Source organism: Streptomyces griseoluteus, assembly GCF_004784465.1.
Classification (GTDB): Bacteria; Actinomycetota; Actinomycetes; order Streptomycetales; family Streptomycetaceae; genus Streptomyces; species Streptomyces griseoluteus.
Genome location: NZ_SRRU01000018.1, coordinates 14,425 through 35,325, shown reverse-complemented (window position 1 = coordinate 35,325; position 20,901 = coordinate 14,425). Strand labels below are relative to the sequence as shown.

At 68.4% G+C, this 20,901-nt stretch carries 10 protein-coding genes and 2 pseudogenes; 6 read left to right on the top strand and 6 right to left on the bottom strand.

Going from position 1 to position 20,901, the window contains the following annotated elements; translation table 11 throughout:
• Window positions 1–129 precede the first annotated feature (129 nt).
• Window positions 130–1,059: an NADP-dependent oxidoreductase gene (locus tag E5082_RS31630; RefSeq protein ID WP_135794648.1), complete on the bottom strand. Its 930-nt coding sequence runs from the start codon at window positions 1,057–1,059 to the stop codon at window positions 130–132.
• Window positions 1,060–1,274: 215 nt separating this feature from the next.
• On the opposite strand from E5082_RS31630, the gene E5082_RS33615 reads away from it, so the two are divergent.
• Window positions 1,275–1,787 (top strand): peptidase inhibitor family I36 protein, encoded by a 513-nt coding sequence (locus tag E5082_RS33615; protein WP_308437589.1) that lies wholly within the window; start codon window positions 1,275–1,277, stop codon window positions 1,785–1,787.
• Window positions 1,788–2,406: 619 nt separating this feature from the next.
• Here E5082_RS33615 and E5082_RS31615 read toward each other — a convergent pair.
• Window positions 2,407–3,112: pseudogene (locus E5082_RS31615) on the bottom strand (type I glyceraldehyde-3-phosphate dehydrogenase); the annotation flags it as partial.
• A gap of 75 nt (window positions 3,113–3,187) precedes the next feature.
• Here E5082_RS31615 and ppk2 point away from each other — a divergent pair.
• Complete coding sequence (gene ppk2, locus E5082_RS31610; RefSeq protein ID WP_135794647.1) at window positions 3,188–3,991, top strand: polyphosphate kinase 2; 804 nt, start codon at window positions 3,188–3,190, stop codon at window positions 3,989–3,991.
• A gap of 16 nt (window positions 3,992–4,007) precedes the next feature.
• On the opposite strand, the pseudogene E5082_RS31605 reads toward ppk2, so the two are convergent.
• Window positions 4,008–4,130: pseudogene (locus E5082_RS31605) on the bottom strand (universal stress protein); the annotation flags it as partial.
• A 287-nt stretch (window positions 4,131–4,417) separates the two neighbouring features.
• Here E5082_RS31605 and E5082_RS31600 point away from each other — a divergent pair.
• The 3 genes from E5082_RS31600 (at window position 4,418) to E5082_RS31590 (ending at window position 6,209) form a co-directional block, all read left to right on the top strand.
• Window positions 4,418–4,837: a PPOX class F420-dependent oxidoreductase gene (locus E5082_RS31600; RefSeq protein ID WP_135794410.1), complete on the top strand. Its 420-nt coding sequence runs from the start codon at window positions 4,418–4,420 to the stop codon at window positions 4,835–4,837.
• Window positions 4,838–5,045: 208 nt separating this feature from the next.
• The gene (locus E5082_RS31595; RefSeq protein WP_135794646.1) at window positions 5,046–5,420 is read left to right on the top strand and encodes a hypothetical protein; all 375 of its coding nucleotides are present in this window, start codon (window positions 5,046–5,048) and stop codon (window positions 5,418–5,420) included.
• A gap of 18 nt (window positions 5,421–5,438) precedes the next feature.
• A complete protein-coding gene (locus E5082_RS31590) occupies window positions 5,439–6,209 on the top strand; it encodes a transposase family protein (protein ID WP_135794645.1) in 771 nt (256 codons plus the stop codon).
• 442 nt (window positions 6,210–6,651) lie between these two features.
• Here E5082_RS31590 and E5082_RS31585 read toward each other — a convergent pair whose 3' ends face one another.
• On the bottom strand, window positions 6,652–7,590 hold the full coding sequence (locus E5082_RS31585; protein ID WP_167514197.1) for a hypothetical protein: 939 nt from the start codon (window positions 7,588–7,590) through the stop codon (window positions 6,652–6,654).
• Window positions 7,591–7,761: 171 nt separating this feature from the next.
• On the opposite strand from E5082_RS31585, the gene E5082_RS31580 reads away from it, so the two are divergent.
• Window positions 7,762–8,859, top strand: a complete 1,098-nt coding sequence (locus E5082_RS31580; protein ID WP_135794643.1) for a hypothetical protein — start codon at window positions 7,762–7,764, stop codon at window positions 8,857–8,859.
• 102 nt (window positions 8,860–8,961) lie between these two features.
• Here the strand turns inward: E5082_RS31580 and E5082_RS31575 are convergent, their stop codons facing one another.
• Window positions 8,962–9,621, bottom strand: coding sequence for a hypothetical protein (locus tag E5082_RS31575; protein ID WP_135794642.1), 660 nt, complete (start codon window positions 9,619–9,621; stop codon window positions 8,962–8,964).
• 18 nt (window positions 9,622–9,639) lie between these two features.
• Window positions 9,640–20,652 (bottom strand): LamG-like jellyroll fold domain-containing protein, encoded by an 11,013-nt coding sequence (locus E5082_RS31570; protein WP_135794641.1) that lies wholly within the window; start codon window positions 20,650–20,652, stop codon window positions 9,640–9,642.
• Window positions 20,653–20,901: the final 249 nt, after the last annotated feature.

Below are 20,901 nucleotides of genomic sequence, written 5' to 3'. Positions count from 1 at the left end.
GGCGGGCTCCTCCGGCCGGCGGCCGGCTCTTCTCCGTGAGCCATCCGGTCGGCGCACGGGTTGCCCCTGGACGGCATCGTCGCGGCGCCCGCCGGTAGTCCGCACGGCGTGCCCTCGCACTGGATGTCCCTAGCCGACCTCGAGGACCAGCTTGCCGCGAGTCTTACCGCTCTGACTCAGGCGGAACGCCTCAGCGGCCTCGGCCAGCGGCAGGGCACGGTCGATGTGGACCTTGAGCTTGCCCGCGTCGGCGAGTTCGGCGAGTTCGGCGAGGTCCGCGCTGTCGGGCCGCACCCAGACGTGGTGGCCGCCCCGCTGTGTCACGCCGGGGTCGACGATCGAGGCCAGCCGGCTGGGGTCCTTCAGCAGATCCTGGGAGGCGGCGACCGCGTCACCGCCGACGTTGTCCACCGCGGCGTCGACGCCCTCCGGCGCGAGCTGCCGCACCCGCTCGATCAGACGGTGGCCGTCCCCGTAGGTGACCGGTTCGGCGCCCAGGGACCTCAGGTAGTCGTGATTGCGCTCGCTGGCGGTACCGATCACGCGGGCTCCCATGGCCACGGCGATCTGCACGGCGAACGACCCCACACCGCCGGCTGCCGCGTGCACCAGGACCGTGTCGCCCTTGCTGACGCCCACCCGGCGCAGTGACTGCAAGGCCATCAGCCCCGCCAGAGGCACTCCGGCCGCCTGCCGCCAGTCCAGCGAGGCGGGCTTGCGCGCGAGAGTGCGCACCGGCGCGGCGACGAGCTCCGCGTAGGTGCCGTGCTGCACCTCGTCCTTGCGGACGTAGCCGAAGACCTCGTCGCCGACCGAGAACTCGGGGGTGTCCAGGCCGACGGCCTCCACGACGCCTGCGACGTCCCAGCCGGGCACGAGCGGGAAGTGGACGTACATGATCGGGTCGAGGTGCCCGGCGACGATCTTCCAGTCGACAGGGTTGACGCCGGCGGCCTTCACCCGGACGAGTACCTGGTCCGGGCTGACCTTGGGGTCATCGGTCTCCGCGAATTCAAGCGTTTCCGGACCGCCGTAGCGGTTGGTGATGATGGCTCGCATGACCGAAGTCAACCGGCCGGGGGCCGCGGTTCTTCCACGGCTGGCCGCCCGGGCCGGTCCGTTCAACCCTGTTGGCGGCACCGCCGGCTGCGCTCCGACCGGCCGGCCGCGTCCTCTCCGACGGACCGCCCTTTCCATAGGTTATTGGGTGACACTCTGACGCCTCCTCACTCGCGAATTGACGGCGCGTCGCTGCGGACCCGATGAACTGAGCGGTGTTAGGGGCGGACGGCGCGGAGCTCGCTGCGCGGTACGGCGTCAGGGGCGTATGGCGGTCCGCGCCTGGAGCGCCTCCGCACCGAAGCGACCACGCGCTCCCCGCCGTCATCACGACCGTCCTGGCCGCATCACTGGCCGGCCTCTCCCCCGCCCACACCTCCACCCCTGCGGGTACCCCCACCGTGGCCCGGGACCAGATCGCGTGTCCGCGCGGGAGCGTGTGCATCTACCCCGACACCAACTTCAACGGCCAGCCCCACGTCAGACGCGCCGTCGACGGGTCCCTGCCGCACCTGCCCGACTACCTCCGCGCCAAGGCCAGCCCCATCAACAACAACAGCCGCACCGCCCGCATCTACCAGAAGGACCACTACTTCGGCCGGCACGTCTGCATCGCACCCGAAGGCGGCACCACCGGCGACCTGCGCTCCCACCCACTCAACGACACCACCCACAGCCTCCGCAACAACAACACCCCCTGCGACGCCCGACCAGCCACCAACAGCTGATGCAGAGGAACAGCCAGCCAGTGGGTCCGGGACGGCCCCCGGCCATCAGGGTGTTCCCTCACGACGTCAGGATGCTGCCGGCCCGGTCGGATCTGTGGTCGCCCCGACCACGACCGTGTCCACGACAGTCGGGGGCGCGGGCAGACCCCGGTCCGTCACCCGGCTGACGAACCGGGCGGATGCGAGAGCGCTGCGGACAAGGGCCACCTCACATACCGGGTGGTCCAGAGCACCACGGCGCTCACGACCAGGCAGTGCGCCGAGTTGGCCTTCCATCCCGTCCTGGTATGCCTGGTGGATGGTGCCCTTCCTGCCGTGGCAGACGTCCCGGGCGAAACTTATCCCGGTGTCGTCCATGGGATCGACCACAGCAGGCAAGTGCAGGGTCTGGGCGACGTGGGTGCGGGAGACACGGACGTACGCCGTGGCCTCAGGAGCCGGTCCGCTTCTCGATCCGCTCCAGGGCCTGCCCCAGGTATTGGGCGAAGCGCGGGTGGTTCTCGCTCATCGGGAAGTGGCCGATCTCCTTCATCTCGATGAACTCCGCTCCGCGGATAGCCTCTGCCGTCCGGCGCCCGTCCTCGGGGGTGGTGAGGTAGTCGTACTCGCCGCTCAGCATGATCACGGAACACCGGTCGCCGATGACGTCGCGGGAGACGATGGGCGCCGTCGAGACGCGCAGGAAGCCGTTCAGCGGGCCGTCGGCGGCCGCGGCGAAGGCCGCGTTGATCTCTTCGGCCGTGGCCTCGCGGTTCAGCACGATCGTCAGGTCGGTGAGCGAGCCGTCCTCCATGGGTACCCGGAGGGCGATCCCGTCCAGAGCGCCGGCCAGCTCCGGCAGCAGGAGGCCGACGGCGCGGGCGGTACCGGTGCTCGTCGGGATGATGCTCAGGGCCGCCGCTCGGGCCCGGCGCAGGTCCTTGTGCGGAGCGTCGAAGGTGTCGTCGAGCACCTTGGCCATCGGCGCGAGGCAATTGGTGGTGCAGGAGGCAGCCGAGATGATCCGGTCGCGGAAGCGGCCGGTGGAGTCGACGACGATGTCGGCTCCGTAGTCGGACCAGTGCAGGGCCGCGGGGTCACGCTCGGCGGTAACGGCGATGCGTCGGCCGTCGACGGTGAGGGAGCGGTCGTCGTGGACGACCTTGCGTCCGATGTGTCCGAACGTGGAGTCGACTCCAGGAGGTGGGCGAGGGGGCGGGCGGGGTGATGTCGTTGATCGCTACGACGTGGACGTCCTGGGTGCCTGCTTCCGCGCGGTCGAGGGCCGCGCGGAGATAGGTGCGGCCGATGCGGCGGAAGCCGTTGATGCCGACACGTACGGTCATGGTGATGAACTCCTTTACAGTCAGGGACCACCGTGGTCGTGGGTGACTCGATGAGTCGTCGGTACTGGAGGCGGCGTGGCCGGTAAGAAGGCGGCGAAGGTGCCGCGCGACGTGTATGAGAAGGAGCTGCTCCGCCTGCAGATGGAGTTGGTGAAGCTGCAGGAGTGGGTGCGGGCGGAGGGCGCCCGTCTGGTCGTGGTCTTCGAGGGGCGGGACGCGGCGGGCAAGGGCGGCACCATTAAGCGGGTCGCCGAGCACCTCAATCCGCGGGTCGCGCGGATCGCAGCCCTGCCGAAGCCGACCGAGCGCGAGCGCACCCAGTGGTACTTCCAGCGGTACGTCGAGCATCTGCCGGCCGCCGGGGAGATCGTGCTGTTCGACCGGTCCTGGTACAACCGGGCTGGCGTCGAGCACGTGATGGGCTTCTGCACGAAGGAGGAGTATCAACTCTTCCTGAGACAATGCCCGATCTTCGAACGGATGCTGGTCGAGTCCGGGATCCTGCTGCGCAAGTACTGGTTCTCCGTGAGCGACACCGAGCAGCAGGAGCGGTTCCGGCGCCGCCTGGAGGATCCGCTGCGCCGCTGGAAGCTTTCGCCGATGGACCTGGAGTCGATCACCCGCTGGGAGGCCTACTCGCGGGCCAAGGACGAGATGCTGGTCCATACGGACATCTCCGAGGCGCCTTGGTACGTCGTGGAGAGCGACGACAAACGCCGCGCACGGCTGAACATGATCGCCCATCTGCTGGAATCCCTGCCGTACGACGACGTGCCGCCGCCGGTCCTTGAGCTACCGCACCGGCCGCCGTCGACCGGCTACGAGCGCCCGCCGCGTGATCTGCAGACCTACGTCCCCGACCACGCGGCGAGTCTCTGAGCTGCCGGTTGCTCTCTCACGCCCGCTGTACGACGGCGACCGGGCAGGCGGAGTGATGCAGCACCGCGTGCGCGACGCGGCCGAGCTGCAGGCCGTAGTGGCCTTCGCCGCGCCGGGCTCCGACCACGAGCAGGTCGGCGCGGCCGAGGAGTCCAGCAGCACGTTGCCCGCCTCTTCTCGGCCCAGGAAGAAGGCGCCACCGAAGACCAGCTACGCCAGATCGCCGCCGAGGCCCTGGGCGAGGTCTACTTCCGCGACAACGGCCACCGCGCCCACGGGCCTCGAAGTCGAACTCACCGACCTGCTCGACCTGGAATTCGAGCTGTAGTCGGCCACGGGACGTGGCCCGACGGCTCCGGCGAGGTGCGCCGCACCCCGTTTCAGGGAACTCGGCGGCCAACGACAGGGAGACAGGAAGGAAACCCCATGTCCAAGCCCCCGCTGCCGCCCGCGGCCGAAGAGATGCTGCGTCACCCCAACCCGTGCGTGATAGCCACCCTGCGCAAGGACGGCGCCCCGGTGACCACACCCACCTGGTACCTGTGGGAGGACGGCCGCGTTCTCCTGAACATGGACGAGGGCCGGGTCCGCCTGGAGCACCTGCGCCGCGACCCGCGGGTGTCCCTCACCGTCCTCGACCGGGACGACTGGTACACGCACGTCACCCTCATCGGCCGGGTGACCGACATACACGAGGACAAGGGCCTGGCCGATATCGACCGCCTCTCCACGCACTACACCGGACGGCCCTACCCGGACCGGGGGCGCACCCGGTTCAGCGCCTGGGTCGAGGTCGAGCGCTGGCACGGCTGGGGCGCGCACAAGGACACCGACCAGGCAGGGTGAGACCCCATGGAGGGCCGGGATCACCGGCCCGCGCGCACCCGCACGCCCCCGGCGAAGGATCGGGATCACCGGCCCGCGGGCACCCACACGCCCCCGGCGAAGGATCGGGCTCACCGGCCCGCGGGCACCCGCCCGCCCCGGGCAGCGGGTCCGGCACACCGCCGCCCCGCATGTCCGGGCACCCGTAGCCGAACGGAAGGCCCGACACGTGATCGACGAAACCCATGTCGCAGAGCTGCTCCCCGCGCGGGACGACGACGCCGGGCTGATCCTGCTCGAGGGCACGGCCCAGGTGGTCGACGCTGCCTCGCTCACGCAGGAGGACCACGCGGGAGCCGCGGTCCTCCTCACCCAGGCGGAGCTGGTGGACCGCCTGGGCACGGTGTCCATCCCGCCCCAACACCTCGCTGACCAGCGTCGACACAGCACACCACCAGACCAGCACCACCGACTCTCACCACCACCGACACCAACCCGAGAGGTCGCAGACAGGCGAGCGGACCACACCGCGACCGACCCCACTCCCGGCGACTCAAAGATCATTTACGGGACAGTCTTTAAAGGGTGTTGCACAAGGCAGTGAGCTGGGCATCTCCTAGGCATGGCGGCGGTGTTATGTGCTGAGCGAGTGTGGGTGGAGACGTTCACGGGGCTGCGGATGACGCAGTTTTCGAGTCTGTTGAAGGTGGTGCGGGAGCGGGGCGGCAACGGCACTTTGCGGGGCCGGCCGTGGTCGTTGCCGCTGGGCGAGCGGGTCTTGATGGTCGCGGTGTACTACCGCACGAACCTGACGATGCGGCAGTTGGGCCCGTTGTTCGGTGTCTCCTCCTCCACGGTCTGCCGAGTGATCCAGCGGCTGGGACCGCTGCTCGCGCTCGAGCCGGTCTCCCGCGCGGCCGACGCCCCGGACCGGATGTGGATCGTGGACGGCACCCTGATCCCGGTCCGCGACCGCGGCGTGGGCGCCTCCTCCCGCAACTACCGGTTCTCGGCAAACGTGCAGGTCATCGTTGACGCGGAGACGCGCCTCGTGGTCGCGGCCGCCCGGCCGGTGCCTGGCAACACCGCGGATGCCAGGGCATGGCGGGACTCCGGTCTGGCCGAGCACTGCCACGGCGTGACTGTGCTCGGCGACGGCGCCTACATCAACACCGGTCTGGTCATCCCGCATCGCAAACGTCCCGGACGAGCGCTGCTGAAGGGTGAGGAAGAGGACAACGCTGCTCACCGCAAAGTCCGCGCACGCGTCGAGCACGTCTTCTCCCGGATGAAGAACTACAAGATCCTCCGCGACTGCCGGCAGCGCGGCGACGGCCTCCATCACGCAGTCCAGGCGGTGGCCCGCATGCACAACCTCGCCCTCGCCGCATGACCGTCAAGCACAGAGCACCGCTTCGGGCTGCTAGATCACGGCCTTGTGCAACACTCTTTAATTGCGCAGCAGTGCGCGGGCGGGTCGGCAGGATTCACCGGGGGCCCTCGTGGCGCGCTCGACGTCCTGGCCGTACGCTTCCCCGAGCGTCTGGCTGGCGAGGTCACGCAGCAGTTGGTTGCTGGCAGCGCACTGCCGTGCCCGCTTGCAGCGAAACGAGCGGGACACCAGTCGGTGTGCCGCGGGCCTCTTGCCACTACATTCGGCCGATGGATTCAACTGAGCACATCGTGGCCCTGATCCGCCGGGCTCTGGACGAGTTCGATGATCACCCGCTGCAGGTCTCGGTCCGACGTGCCGTGCGGATAGCAAGCCTCATCGGTGACTCACACGCCGCTGTACGGCTCGGGCTCGACTTGCAAGACCGTGGGGGCGACCCGAGTCAGCATCGCGGTGACATGCAGCGTCTGATGATTGACCCTTCCTTGGTCGTGCCGTCGGCCATCACCACGCGGGTCGAGCCGGTGAAGCTGTGCGGCAGGGGCACGCCCCTCTGCCTCGGGCAACTGCCGCTGGACTCCTCCGCCGGCCCCGCCTCGTCCGAGTGTGACTGCGACCTGGTCTTGGCCGCCTGGGACTCCGCCGCCGAGGCCGCCTCTTCCGTCGCGTCCGTCGCGGCGGCGTCACCGGCTTCCGTCGCGCCCTTGCCGAACAGGCCGCCGACGACCTTCATCGCCTTCGGGGCCGCCTTGGCCAGCAGGGAGCCGCCTATCTTGCCGAGGATCCCGCCCACGGCGCCGGCAACCGCGCCGGTCACCGCGGCACCCGCGAACGCACCCGCGCTGCAGTCGTCCCCGCCGTTCTCCGCACACGCGAAGCCCTGTTCCACCAGCGAGCCCGCGGCGCCCGCGGCCGCCGCGCAGCCGATGGAACCGACACCCGCCGTCAGGGCCTCACAGCCCGCGAACACCGCCGTCGACACCACGAACGAAGTGATCGCCGCCGCGTGGTGCTTGGCGAACTTCGCCGCCGACTTCACGGCCTTGACCGTGGCGTGGTACGCCGTCCTCGCCGCATGCGCAACCGCGTGCGCGGCCTTCTTCACCGCGTGCGCGACCTTGTGCGCCGCCTTCTTCACCGCATGGACCACGCGATGCACCGCGTGCGAGACCTTGTGATAGGCGGAATGGACCGCATGGACCACCCGGTGATACGCGCGTCTGACGTGCCGGACCGTGTAGTGGTACACACGGTGCACCACCCGCACAGTCGCGCGGTAGACGTCCCTCACCCGGTGAACCACCTTGCGGGCCGCGTGCTTCACCGCGTGAACGACCTTGCGGGCGACGTACTTGGCCGCGTGGTAGACCCGGTGCGCCACGTGCTTCACCGCGTGCGCCAGTCGAAACGTGGGACCGAATCCGCACCCTCAGAACGCCTGCGATGCAGGTCGTCGTTACCCTCGCATCAGGTGCGCCTGGTGAGGTCGGCGTTCCCCATGTGGCAGGGGCATCAGGCTCGCATCGTGTGTCATCTGTGACTGGAGGCTTCTGTGACCGCCACCGCTCATCTCGTTACCACCGCCGACGCTTCTTTGGATCTGGCATCAGCGGAAGCTCCACAAGTGCTGCAGTGGCCAGGGCGCTGGCCGCTCGTGCAGCGCGGTGACGCGGAGGTGGTGGCTGTCGGCTTGGGCGCCTGTGGCGCAGGCCAAGGGTCGGAGGCCCGGTTTCCGGCGCCCTGGCCGCGTCATTTCGGAACGGTGACGGTGTCGCCCCAAGGTGATGCCGCGGTGTTCGCCGGCGTGCACGCGGTACAGCTGGCGGAGCCGAGTGGGGTGACGCGGTGGGAGGTGCAGCATGGCTGTGGGGACGGCAGTTGCTCTGTGATGCACCGATCGTTCGACGAATACGCTGACGACGAGGATCACTACTACGCCGACAGCGGCTCAGTCGCATTCAGCGCGGATGGCAGATTTGTCTGGGCGCACGTCCGCGGCCCGTTGAGCGGCTCTGAGGACACACAGGATGACCGGGAAGTGTGGGCGGTACTGTACGCCATGGACGGAAGGGTCCTGGGATACGCGGACACCATGACGGCGGCCTCAAGTTCTGAACAGACTTCCCACCCGGACCCTGCACAGATGGGACTGAGCATCGGCGAGGGTGAGGAAGGTTCGCCTGTGCTGTGGGGACGGTGGGACGGGCAGCACCTGTCCGTCGAACAGATCGGCATCGAGCGGATCCTTGTGGCCGTGAGCCCTTCCGGCCAGCATCTCCTGACCGTTCCCATGGGGCAGTGGTCCCTCATTCTGCAGCAGGTGGAGGATGGCTCGGACCTGCGAAAGCTCGACGCCCAGAACACCGTGCCGCACCACCCTCGGAGCGCTGGCGCAGACAGGGTGTACTGGGACTACGAGGCAGCCTTCGTGGATGAGAACACCATCGTCGCCGGAACCTCCGAGTCCGATGCCTCGCATGGCTCTGCCCGTCACTGGCTCGTCGATGCGGACAGCATGACGTTGCGTGAGGAGATCTCCTACCCCTTCCCTGTGTCCGGGCCCGCCCGCTCGGCCGGCGCTGGCACCTGGTACACGGTCTCCAAGGACCGGTTGTCCGTGTACCTGTGGGAGCTATCCGAAGGGAACTGATCCGCTGACGCAACGTGGCCCGCCAGGTAACTGGCGGGCCACGTTCACCCCTGGGGTCTTCAGCTCGCCATGGGAGCTGGTGGTACCGCGATACCCGGTGGGCTATTCAGCCAAGCCCATACGCTTAAGTTCCATCAGGCCGTCTCGAATCTCTTTGAAATTCTTGGAACGCACTGGAGCGATCGCCACGTACGAGTCGAATGGCGTCAGCGAGAACCGTCCTCGATAAATTTCTGCAACCGCAGGAAGAGGGTCGGCAAAGCTCTCGAAGGCCGATCGGCGCAGCAAGAACTGCGTGTCCTCATCCCTCTTGACGAGATCTCCTGGAACCATATAGATGGAGGCGTCCGAGAATTCGGCAGCAGAGATATCCAACGCCCAATCGACATCCCGATAGTACTCCACCAGGGAATCCCTGAAAGCCTGGGCCGCATCAGCAGGAAGCGAATAATGCGCAGGCGTCGTAATAAACGGGCCGATTCTCCCCTTCAGCTCCACATGGCGAAATGCGCAAGCCGCAAACTCGGTCAGTTTCGAAAAGGTGAGATTCTCGGCGAGAATTTCCTCGAACCTCACCCCATGCACAGAGCAGCCGACAGCCTTGCAGCGCCTCAGCTTCCCGGCGCGCACAACCATACCGAGCGGGTGTTCGAACTGGGCGATCGCACAGCCTCGGAACTCGACTCCATCCAAGTCGAACCCTGAAAGGTCCACATCGGCGTTGACAATCTTCCTTGGCCCAACGACTGTGCTCGCAGCCACACCCACCACCTGCTCTTCCTACGGAATGTTGAAAATTTGCTTAACCTTGTAGAACGGAATCGTCTGATAGTCCAAGATGTTTTCCCGTTCAAGGTACGAGCGCTTCAGGTGGTCGGCAATCGACGTCTTGCTGCCACCAGTGATATCGACATTGAATGGCCCATTGGCGGTTTCTATTTGGAAGTCAGGGACCGCCCGGCCGCGCATCGAATTTCCAAGGTGCGTGATACTGGAATCTGCGAGGACCGCCGGATCATTGGCAACTGCCGACTCAATGCTCGTGCCGAGGTGTTGGTAGGCCCGTCCCACGTTTTCGCTACCAGCCTTCAGCTGGGCTTCTGACAACGAAGCCCGGAACTCCTCCACGCTGCGTCCCGCAGCACGATTTGTGGCGTCCTGGAGCCTGTAGTAACTCCGGTTCAGCGAGCTTCGAGCTGCTACCGCTTCAGGGCTATACGGGTCTCCCTCCAGGGCGGGACCGCCAGGTCCGGTCCCAGTGCCGCAGTTGTGCACCAGGACTGGTGTGGTCCCAGCTTCCACATAGTACGTGTGGAGGGTTCCGATGGTGAGGTCGTAGGTGACGGTGTTCGCGTGGTACAGGCGGACACCGGTGACCTCAGTCGTGCCGGTCGGGGTCTGGAGGACGTCGCCCGGCGTGAGGTCCTTGGCCTCGACGAAGGCCGACTGGGTCTCGTCGTAGAAGGGGTGGTGGAAGGTCGTCGTCAGGTGGGCGTCGTGGGTGGTCGTGCTGACCGCCGCCACCGGTGCCGTCGCCGGCTCGTGCGCGTTGCCGTGACCGTGGCCGGCCGAGAGGGCACCGAGCACCGCCGCCGAGGCCGCCAGGCCGAACGCCGCCTTGCGGGCGGCCTTCTTGGCCAGGGACTTGGCACCGTCCTTCACCGAACGCTTGGTGGTGGGCTTGCCGGTCTCCTTGACGGTCACGTCCACGAAGTCCCGGTCGGTGCGCGTCACGATCACGTCGGTGACCTTGTGCGCCTCCGGGCCCTTCGCGCCCGGTACCGAGTTGGCGATCGTGTCGCCGACCTTGACCTGGTCGATGGCCTTCGTCGTGCCGTCGGCCATCAGCACCCGGGTGGCCCCGGTGAAGCTGTGCGGGCCACCGATTCGGCAACTCGGTCCGGCGTCATCCGAGTGCGACTGAGCTCTGGTCCCCGCCCCCTCCGACTCCGCCCGTGAAGCCGCCGCCTCCGTAGCGTCCGCGGCTGCTGTCTCCTCGGCCTCCGCGGCGCCCTTGCCGAACAGCCCGCCGACAACCTTCATCGCCTTCGGCGCGGCCTTGGCCAGCAAGGAGCCACCTATCTTGCCGAGGATGCCGCCCACGGCGCCGGCGACCGCGCCGGTCACCGCGGCACCCGCGAACGCGCCCGCGCTGCAGTCGTCACCGCCGTTCTCCGCACACGCGAAGCCCTGTTCCACCAGGGAACCCGCCGCGCCCGCGGCCGCCGCGCAGCCGATGGAACCGACACCCGCCGTCAGGGCCTCACAGCCCGCGAACACCGCCGTGGAGACCACGAACGAAGTGATCGCCGCCGCGTGGTGCTTGGCGTACTTCGCCGCCGACTTCACGGCCTTGACCGTGGCGTGGTACGCCGTCCTCGCCGCGTGGGCGACCGCGTGCGCGGCCTTCTTCACCGCGTGCGCGACCTTGTGCGCCGCCTTCTTCACCGCGTGGACCACGCGATGCACCGCGTGCGAGACCTTGTGGTAGGCGGAATGGACCGCATGCACCACCCGGTGATACGCGCGTCTGACGTGCCGGACCGTGTAGTGGTACACGCGGTGCACCACCCGGACCGTGGCCCGGTAGACGTCCCGCACATGGTGAACCACCTTGCGGGCAGCGTGCTTCACCGCGTGGACGACCTTGCGGGCCGCGTGCTTGGCCGCGTGGTAGACCCGGTGCGCCACATGCTTCACCGCGTGGGCCACATGATGGGCGGCCTTCTTCGCGCCGCACACCACGTCGTACCAGGAGCAGTTGCCGGACTCGTCCGTGCCCGCCAGCGGGTTGTCGTTGACGTAGGCGAACGGGTTCGCCGAGACCGAGTTCGGCACCGGGTTCAGCGAGATGCTGTCCTTGTTGCGGAACTGCCCGGTGTCCGGGTTGTACCAGCGCGACGCCGTACCGACGTCACCCGAACCCGGCTCCGTCCAGCCCGACTGGAAGCCGAAGTGGCCGGTCAGCGAGCTCGTCGAGAGCACCTTGCCCAGCGGGTCGTACGACGCCGAACCCGCAAGCGCCGTCGCGCCCGAGGTGAACGTGCCCACCACGTCGCTGTGCTGGTCGGTGAGAGCCAGCACCCCGCCGCTGCCGCCCGGCTTGATGCCGACGACGCCGCCCGCCGGGTCGTACGTGTAGGTGTTGTCGCCGTCCGACGCGATCGTGTTGTCCGCGCCCGAGTACGCGAACGTCCTCGTGGAGCCGTCCGACGTGTCCTTGTCGGACACGTTCCGGCCCATCGCGTCCAGCGTGTAGGACTGGGTGCCCGCCACGATCTGGGCGCCGAAGGCGTCCGTCTTGTACGCCACCGTGCCGCCGCCGGCCGACGACTCCTGCGTCATCATGCCGCGCGCCGAGTAGGAGTACGTCTTGGTGCCGTCGGACGTGAGCTGGTCACGCTCGTCGTAGGTGTACACGTCCGCGCCGTTGCGGATGCGGTTGCCCGAGGCGTCGTAGCCGTACGTCGTCGTCTTCGTACCGTCGTTCCACGACGTGAGGCGGTTCGCCCAGTCGTAGCCGTACGTGTTCGCCGACGCGCCCGACACACCCGTCGTCGTCTTCGACGTCAGGTTGCCGTCGTCGTCGTAGCCGTAGGCGAAGCTCGCCAGTGTCGACGCGCCCTGGACCAGCGTGTCGCTGGTCAGCTCGTGCTCGGAGTTGTAGCCGAACGTGCGGGTCTGGCCGGTCGCGCCGTACTTCATCGACCGCAGCTCGTTCAACTGGCCATAGGTGTACGTCAGCTGGGTGCCCGTCGCCGCGTCGTTCAGGGACGACAGGCGGCCGGCCGTGTCGTAGCCGTAGCTCGTCGTGCCCGCGGCGTCCGTGCGCGAGGTCATCGCGCCGTCGTTGTTGTAGGCGAAGCTGGACGTGCCCGAGGCGCCCGACGTCGTCAGCAGGTCGCTGCGGTCGTCATAGGTGAACGCATCATGCGTGGCCGCCTGGTGGTCGTCCGCGCCCGCGATGCCCGCCTCGTCCGTGTCGGCCGTGAGCACACGTCCGATCGAGTCGTAGGTGAAGCTCCGCCTGGCCGTCGCCGCATCGGCGCCCGCGCCGGTCATCGACTTCAGCTGGCCGTTGACGTCGTATGTCATCGCCGTCGTGACGCCGCCCGGCATCGTCACGTTCGTGGTCTGGCCGTCCGCGTCGTAGGCGAAGGTCGTCGTGGTGTCGGCCGCCGAGGTGTACTGGGCGGTCGTCGGCTCGATCACCTTCTCCTGCTGGCCCCACGGCGTGTAGGTGTAGCGCCAGGAGTTGCCGCGGCCGTCGGTGAAGCGGGTGCGGTTGCCGGACGCGTCGTAGCCGAAGGTCGTGGTGATCGACGTCGTCGCGTCGACCGGCTGGACCTCCTGCGTGATCGTGCCGGCCGCGTCGTAGGTGAACTGGCTGGTGTGGCCGCGCGCGTCCGTCGCCGCGGTCATGTTGCCGACGCCGTCGTAACTCTGCGAGGTCTCCCACAGCTTGGTACCTGACGCGTCGTAGGAGCGCGTCGTGATCGGGTCGCCGTCGGCGTTGTAGTCGGTCGTCGAGTACGTGTTGTCCGGCAGCGTGGTCTTGTTCCGGTTGCCCTCGAAGTCGTACGCGTAGCGGGTGGTGTTGCCCGCCCCGTCCGTCACCGAGGTGATGTCACCGGCCCGGTTGTAGCCGTACGAGTTGCTCACGCCGCCCGGCGAGGTGGTCGACGAGGCGTGCGCGCCGTAGGGGTTGCCGGTGGTGACCGCGTAGGACGTGGTCGCCGTCAGCGTCCGCGTCGACGGGTAGCGCTCCAGGGTCGTCTGCGTGAGCGGGCGGCCCATGAAGTCGTACGTGGCCTGGCTCTGCGCGCCGGAGGCGTCCGTCGCCGAGAGCTGCTCGCCATTGGCGTCGTAGACGGCGTGCGTCTTGGTCAGGTCCGGTGCGGTGACCTGTGCGACATCGCCGAGCTGGTCGTACAGGTACGACGTTGTCTTACCGCCCGGCGTCGTCACCGACGTCTGGTTGCCCTCGCTGTCGTACGTCCACACCGTGGTGCCGGCGTTGGGCTGGGAGCCGCCCGCCGGGGTGTAGGGCGGCAGGGTCTCGGAGACCTTGTTGCCCTCCGCGTCGTACACCGTGGTGGTGACCAGGCCGCTCGGGTCCTGCTCCTCGACGGCCTCGCCGAAGGTGTTGAAGCCGCTGGTGGTGACCGGGCGCACGGTGGCGGGGTTGGTGCCGTCCGGCTCCGCCTGGACGGCAGGCGCGGTGGTGACCGCGAGATTGCCCGCCTCGTCGTAGGCGTAGTCGGTGGTGTTGTTCTCCGCGTCCGTCATGGACTTCGGCAGACCGCGCTTGTCGTAGGCGTAGGTCGTCTTCTGCTCGTCGGAGGAGCCGACCGTGCCGCCGCTGTGGCCCTTGCCGTAGAGCGAGGAGACCTCGGTGGCGGACAGGGCACGCTGGTAGACCTGCGTGTTGGAGACCGCGCCGGGCAGCAGGTCGGTCGAGCCGCCCGCGTACTTGGTCTGGCCTATGGTCAGGGGGCCGGTGGCGCTCCACGGGGTGGCGTTGGTGCCCGAGCCGGACAGGGAGCCGTTGACGTAGATCTTGATGGAGCCGGTGCTCGCGTCGAAGACACCGACCAGGTGCGTCCAGGCCCCGGAGGCGGGGACGGCGGTCGAGTAGGCCGAGGGGAACGTGGCACCTGCGGCGTCGGTGCTCGTCTGTTCCATGCTCCACAGCGGCGCGCCGGCGTGCGCGTAGTTGTACTGGAGCATGAACGCGCTGTTGGTGGTACCGGTCTGCGCGACGACCGTCGCGTTGTGGGTCGGCAGCGAGCCCATCTTCACCCACGCCGAGACGGTGTACGACGCGGTGGTGTCGAGCACCGGCCCGTTGGTGGCGATCTGCTGGCCGGAGGTGCCGGCGAAGTTCGCGGCGTCGTCGCTCCAGGTGACGCCGGTTGCCTGCGCGGTGTTGCCCGTGCCGGAGGCGTCGGTGACCGAGGTGCCGGAGTTCTGGTTCAGCTTCCACCAGCCCGCCGGGTGACCCGAGGCGTCCCCGTACAGCGTCTCGCTGAGCAGGTTGCCCATGTCGTCGTAGGTGTTGGTGGTGGTGCGGTCGTAGCCCGAGGCGTCGTGGTCGTTCTCCGAGGCGACCTGGTCGTCCGGGGTGTACGACACCGTGGAGACGCGGTCCACGCCGGTCGGGTCCAGCTCGGTGGACGAGGTGCGGGAAGCGGCGTCGACGGTGTACTTGGTGACCGTCTCGCCGTTGTCCGACGTGGCCTGCGTGAGGTTGCCGGCCGCGTCGTAGACGTCCGACTCCAGCGTGTAGGTGCTCTTGCCATCGGCGCTGGTGCGCTTCACCGTCGCGGTCAGACCGTCGTCGGTGTACGTGTACGCCGTGGTGTTGCCCATCGCGTCGGTGATCGACGCGAGCCGTCCGGCCGGGTCGTACGCCCGCGAGGACTCGGTGAGCAGGGTCGCCGGCTGCGGGCTGACCGGGTCACCTGTGTACATCAGGCCCTGGGTGAGCAGGTTGCCCTCGGCGTCGTAGGTGTAGCGGGTCTCGTTGCCGGCGGTCGTCACCTCCTTGGTCTTGTTGCCGGAGGTGTCGTAGGTGTACGTCGTGGTGTTGCCGTTGACCGCGCCCTCGGCCGCGTTGGCGTCGGCCTCGGTGGCGACGCGGTCGTAGGCGTCGTAGGTCCAGGTCTGGTTGCGCGCGTGGTCGCCGCCGCTGCCGTCGGACACGGCCTGCGAGGTGACGTTGCCGTCCTCGTCGTAGACCGAGGTGGTGACGGCGGCGTGGACGGCGCCGGTGACGCGGTCGGTGAGCTGCGGGTCGTGCTCCTCGATCACCTGGCCCGCGGCGTCGTACTTGTAGGTGGTGACCAGGCCGGCCGGGTAGGTGTCGGAGACGACCTTCTGGCTGGTGACCTGGCCGAGACCGTCGTAGGCGTAGGTGGTGACCAGGCCGATGGCGTCGGTGGTGGAGGCCACGTCACCGTTGCTGGAGTACGCCACCTGGTTGACGGCGCCGCCCGGGGTGGTCGTCTTCACCGGCAGGCCCTTGGGGACCACGCCGCCGCCGGACGCCGGATAGGTGGCCGTGCCGTCGCTGTAGACGGTCGAGGTGGTGCGGCCGTTCGGGAAGCCGGGCACGGCGGGGCCGGTGATGGCCGTCTGGTTGCCCGCCGAGTCGTACGTGTAGGACGTCAGGTAGGTGTTGTCGGTCGCGGACGCCGAGCGGCCGTCCCGCTCGGTCAGCAGCTGGTCGTTGCGCGGGTCGGCGGTGGTCAGCTGGGCCGTGGTGTCGTCCGGGTAGTACGTGTAGTACTCGGTGTTGCACTTGTTCGCGGCCTGATCCTGGCAGGACGTGGAGGAGACCACGTTGCCGCGGACGTCGTGACCGGTGATGGTCATCGCCCCGTTGGGGTCGGTGACCGTGTGCTCGAAGCCGGCCGTGTCGTAGCCGAAGCTGGTCTTGTTGCCGAGCGCGTCGGTCTCGGTGAGCGCGCGGTTGTTGTTGGTGACGTCGTACGTGTACTTGAGCGTCGCCGTGGTCGGCGTGGTGACCTGGACCGTCTCCACGGGCAGCAGGCCGGTGGAGTTCTGCGCGGCCTCGAACTGCTGGGCGACGTCCGCGGCGGACAGCTGCGAGCGGAAGAGGGAGACCTCGGCGATCGAGCCCTTGAAGTAGCTGGCGTAGCCGGCGTTGTCGGTCGTGCTGTGGTGCGACTCGTCAGGCCAGTAGCCGCCGACGAAGCCACCGCCGACGTACGTGTACGGCTGGTTGGACATCGCCGCGGTGCCGGTCTGGGTGCCGACCAGGGCGCCGTCGAGGTAGAGCGTCTGGCTGGTGGCGCTGGTGGAGAGCACCACGTGGTGCCACTTGCCGTCGGTAACGGCCGCCGAGGAGACCAGCGGGTTGTCCGAGCCGGTGGAGAACCAGTACTCGCCGTACAGCTTGCCGCTGCTGCCCACGTACAGGACGGGTGTGTAGCCGGTCGGGGTGGTGCCGTTGCTCAGCGGGTCCCTGCTCGCGCTGAGCAGGACGCCGTTCGCGGTGGTCGTCTTGAACCACATGCTCGCGGTCTCGGCGCCCGAGCCGGGTATGGACCCGCTCGGCAGTGTCAGAAGTGAGCTGGTTCCGTTGAAGGCGGCCGACTTCTGGTCGCTGAAGGGACCGGCGCCGCCGAGCGTCACCGCGTTGTACGTGCCGTTGCCGCCGCGCACCTGGTCCACGGCCGTGGCCGCGCCCGCGGCCTCGCCGAGGCGGAAGTACTCGGAGGGGGCGCCGCCGAGGACCGCGCCGCGGTAGGTGTCGCTGGACCCGGTGACGGTGGGCGTGCCCATCGCCCACGTGCCGCCGTTCTCGTCGGTGAGCTGGGTGAGCGCCGTGGTGTTCGGGTCGTACGTCATCGTCGCGAACGTCTTGCCGGACGGCCGCTTGACGGAGGTGAGCAGGCTCGTGCTGTGCGTGCCGTACGTGTAGAGCGAGTTGACGTCGGCGGCGACCAGCGGGCGGCTGTACCAGCCGACATCCGCGATGGAGCCGTTGAAGTAGGTGGCGTAGCCGTCCTTCTCGGTGGCCGAGTAGTGCGGCTCGTCGGGCCAGGAGCCGCCGAGGAAGCCGGTGCCCAGGTAGTTGAAGGACTGGTTCTTGCCGAAGGCGACCGCGCTCTGGATGGAGATGGTGCCGGTGCGCGAGCCGACCTTGGTGTTGTCCAGGTAGAGGGACTGCGAGTTGCCCGCGGCGGAGAGCACGACGTGGTGCCAGCGGCCGTCGGCCACGGAGGCGGAGGAGACGATCGGGTTGATGCCGCCGCTGTACCAGAACTCGGCGTTCAGCTTGCCGTCGGTGCCGACGTAGATGGACGGGGTGTAGAAGCCGCCCGCCTGTCCGGAGCCGATCGGCTGGGAGGCGTAGGAGTAGAGGACGCCGGGGCCCGCCGAGGTCTTGAACCACAGCGAGATCGCGCCGGAGTCGGTGTCGTTGCCCAGGTTCTTCGGCAGCGAGATGTCTGAGGAGGTTCCGTTGAAGCCGGCCGCCTTGGCGGAGGAGCCGGTCAGCGGGCCGGTCTGGCCGAGGGTGACGTTCTCGTACGTCGCGTTCGTGGTGCCCTCGTTGCCGAGAATCGCATCCTTGGCGGTGGTGCCGGAGGTCTCCGACAGCGGCCAGAAGGTGTGCGGGTCGAGGTCGAGCGCCGCGTTCTGGTAGCCGGAGCCGGTGGTGTAGCCGTACACGGTGCACTTGGTGGCCGACAGCGGGGAGCAGACCTTGGTGAGCTGGTCGCCGGTGTAGCCGTAGGTCCACGTCTGGACGGTGGCGGAGTCGCCGGGGGTGACCGGGTCGGTGACCACGGTCGCCACGTGCGCGGCCTGGGCGCCGGACGGGGTGCTCCAGGTCAGGGACAGGGAGCGGTTCGAGACGGCGGAGGTCATTTTGCTGACGTGGCCGGAGGTCCAGGTCAGGTTCACCGAGCGGCCGTTGGCGTCGGTGACCGTGGTCAGGCCGTACCCGCCGGAGCCCAGGGACTGGGTGAACGTGTAGACCGTGTCGTCCTTGTCGGTCAGCGTGTAGCCGTCGGTGACCGACTTGAAGGTGGCGAAGCGCCCGCCTCCGGGCGTGAAGGTGCCGTCGCTGTTCTTGCCGTAGCCGACCTGGGAGCCGTCGGGGTAGGTGACGGAGACGCTGGAGACGGCGCCCGCGGCGGTGTACTGCTCGGTGGCGCGGGAGTCGAAGATGCTCGACCAGCCGGAGCCGAAGGCCCCGGTCCAGCGCGGGTCACGGGAGTTGTAGGCGCGCTCGATGTCCAGGGACGGGCCGACGGTGGAGATCGAGGCGTCGGTGTCGGAGGTGGTGTAGTTGCCGATGGAGGCGTCGAAGCCGTGGTCGCTGCTGTTCTGCGACAGACCGGAGGTGATCACGGCCTGCGGAACCTGGACCGACAGCGCGTACGTCGTGGCCGGCGAGTAGAGGTTCGTGGCGGAGTCGTACGCCTTGACGGTCCAGGTGTAGTTCTTGCCCCAGGCGAGCTTGTTGGTGGGCGCGGTCCAGCTGCCCGTAGCGACCAGGCCGGAGTCGGCGACCTTGGTGCCGGAGCCGTCGTAGACCTGGAACAGGTACTGGTTGTTGCTGCCACTGGTGGAGTTGGCGCCACCCGCCCAAGCCGTGAAGGTGGGCGTGGTGGTGTTCACGACCGCGTTGTCGGCGGGGAACTGCTCGTACAGCTGGGGCGCGGTGTTGCCGGTGTAGGTGACGTCGATCCAGGGCCCCTTGCCCGGGTCATTGAAGGAGCCGAACTGCTTCCAGTGCAGTGTGTCGGTCGTCGCCGCGTACACCGCCAGGCCGTTGTCGTCGGTGGCGCCGCTGAACCAGCCCTGGATCGCGGAGGTGGACAGCGGGACGGTCACCCAGTCGCCGACGGCGCGGTCACCCGCGGTGTTGGCGCAGGCATTGGGCACGCTCGGGGTCAGGTTGCCGATGGAGGAGCCCTTGGACGGACCCGGGTAGGTGGTGACGCCCTCCGGGGTCCAGGCGCTCGTCACCAGGGCGACGTCGAAGCGCTCGGCGGTGCAGGTGGCGGCCCAGGTGTCGAACAGGTGCAGGCTCGCGGAGGTGACGGTGGCGTTGCTGCCGTCCCATGCCGTGTCCCAGTGGTTGACGAAGCTGTTGGCCGAGTGGGTACCGGAGTCGTAGGAGCCGACCTTGATGGTCTGCTCGTAGGAGCGGTCGGTCGCGGCGTAGCCGGACTCGGCGTAGGTGGTGGTCCAGCCGTCCTGGACGGTCGGGTCGACGGTGACCGGGAAGGCGCGCTCGGAGCTGTGCAGCCAGCCGCTGTCGAGGGTCACCTCCAGCGCGTAGCCGTCCTTGTCGTGGACCAGCTCGGTGGTGACGTCGCGGGTGGTGGCCGGGTCACCGGAGCGGCGGTTCACCTTCGCGTCCCAGGCGTACGCGGGAGGGATGCGCTCGACGGTCTTGCCGGCCGGGCTCTGCAGGTCGATCCAGCCGGTGGAACGCTGGACGGGACGGAGGCCCTTGAGGTCGAGGGGGAAGGTCCAGGTGTTGTCCGCGTCGGCGGAGCGCAGCACCACGGACTCCTTCACACCGGTCGCGGTCGGCGCGAGCCGCAGGTCGGTGGAGTCGAGGACTTCCTTATAGGTGACGGTCGAGCCGGCGGCGGTGCCCTGGACGGGGGCGGCGCCCTTCAGGGCGTAGGAGACGCGGTGCTCCTCGTCGGGCGCCAGGGAGGCGAGGTCGGCGTCGGTGGCCTTGGCGGCGAAGTCGACGGCGACGGAGTTGGCCTTCTCGTGCCAGCGGCCGTCCGGTCCGGCCCGCACGTCCACGTCGATGGGGGCCCATCTGCCCTTGGCGACCTGGTAGTTGACCGGGGTCTGGGACAGCCTGCGGGTGACGGAGCCGTCCGCGTTGTCGTAGACGGTCTCCGTGCGCGAGGACTTGGTCGCGTTGCGCTTGCTGGTCTTGGCGTTGAAACCGACCGCGCCCGCGCTGCGTCCCTTCTTCACGGACGGACTGTGCGCGTGGTACGCGGGCAGTTCGCCGCGGCCCTTTCCGGGAGCGTGGCCCTTGCCCCGGTGCGCGGCGGTCGCCTCGGCGGAGACATGGTGGCGGTGGTGCGCGGCCGTGCCGGACCGCTGGTGCGGCAGCTTGCCCCAGTGGGGGTCGGTGAACCAGGACGCCCACGCAGACGCGCTGGCGCCGGGCAGCTCGATGCGGCTGAGCTCCAGCCCTTCGGCGAAGGCCTGATCGGTCGTCAACATGACGGCGAACGAGGCGAGTACGAGTACGGCGACGCCACGCATGACGCGGTGCATCCGACGTCTGTGGTTCAGCGGCCGGGAAGGCAGCACGACTTCACTCCAGCGAGCAAGCGACAAGAAACGCGCCCACCTTGCCTGCTGTGAACATTCTGCATACAGACCCAAAAGATGATCTTGAGTCGACCTTGACTTCCGCTTGTGCAAGCTGGCCGACTTACATCGATTCACGCCCTTTCGATTTGTGAACTCCTTTGCGGGTGTGTCGCTATCCCTACATCAAGTGTTCAGGTAGTGCGCACTTGT

What these genes read in the sequence shown, in the direction of transcription:
- E5082_RS31590 (WP_135794645.1), top strand. Translation starts at nt 5,439, where the DNA reads ATGGCGGCGGTGTTATGTGCTGAGCGAGTGTGGGTGGAGACGTTCACG.
- E5082_RS31600 (WP_135794410.1), top strand. Translation starts at nt 4,418, where the DNA reads ATGTCCAAGCCCCCGCTGCCGCCCGCGGCCGAAGAGATGCTGCGTCAC.
- E5082_RS31570 (WP_135794641.1), bottom strand. Translation starts at nt 20,652, where the DNA reads ATGCACCGCGTCATGCGTGGCGTCGCCGTACTCGTACTCGCCTCGTTC.
- E5082_RS31630 (WP_135794648.1), bottom strand. Translation starts at nt 1,059, where the DNA reads ATGCGAGCCATCATCACCAACCGCTACGGCGGTCCGGAAACGCTTGAA.